This window comes from Bariatricus sp. HCP28S3_F11, from assembly GCF_052065395.1.
Taxonomy (GTDB): Bacteria; Bacillota; Clostridia; order Lachnospirales; family Lachnospiraceae; genus Allocoprococcus.
On sequence record NZ_JBQHUC010000111.1, the window covers coordinates 1 to 640 of the forward strand.

At 43.3% G+C, this 640-nt stretch carries 1 protein-coding gene; it reads right to left on the bottom strand.

What is annotated here, in order from left to right; translation table 11 throughout:
• Positions 1 to 95: 95 nt before the first annotated feature.
• Positions 96 to 455: an IS66 family insertion sequence element accessory protein TnpA gene (gene tnpA, locus ACTNBR_RS16490; protein ID WP_441019269.1), complete on the bottom strand. Its 360-nt coding sequence runs from the start codon at positions 453 to 455 to the stop codon at positions 96 to 98.
• Positions 456 to 640: the final 185 nt, after the last annotated feature.

The window sequence follows — 640 nt, forward strand, 5'->3', positions numbered from 1 at the left end:
GAGTAAATATCTTTATATCCAGAAAAGATGAGGATAAAAATATCGTGAGGATAAACCTGTGACCAGGTAAAATTTTGCCACACCAGACAGGTCGCCTAACAAAGCTGCCGCAGGGCAAGCAGAGTATTTCGGATCACATCCGCCCCGGCCTGTTCGTGGATCTCAATACGGATGCCCTGCATTTCCAGACAGATCGATGGCATATGTGAAGTAACGGTATCTGAAGTATGTTGTTCCATTTCCCAGAGTGGGATCTGGACAACTTCCTGTTTCTGCACGGTAGCATCCACAGCTTCCGGAACCTCACAGGCTTTTTTGCGCAAAGTCCGGACATGATAGTAAAATGTGCTGATAGGAATCCCGTTTTCTATGCACCATTGGCGGTCGGTAAGGCCACTGGATCTGCACTGAGTGATCAGTTTTAACCAATGTTCATCATTTGAAGTTGTACTCATTTGATTCATCTCCTTCAATGTGAGATTTTGGAGTAATCAGGTACAACAAAAGCGACCAAAGAAGTGAGATTGAAGCGTAGCTTTTGTAACTCCGAGAATCAGATATGAAGTGAATTACTCCAAGTATCTGAAGTATCTCACAAAAATTAGAGTTTGACTATCCGGTTGATTATAAAGCGCTTACC

Excerpts from the sequence above, each read along its gene's own strand:
- tnpA (WP_441019269.1), bottom strand. The coding sequence starts at position 455 with ATGAGTACAACTTCAAATGATGAACATTGGTTAAAACTGATCACTCAG.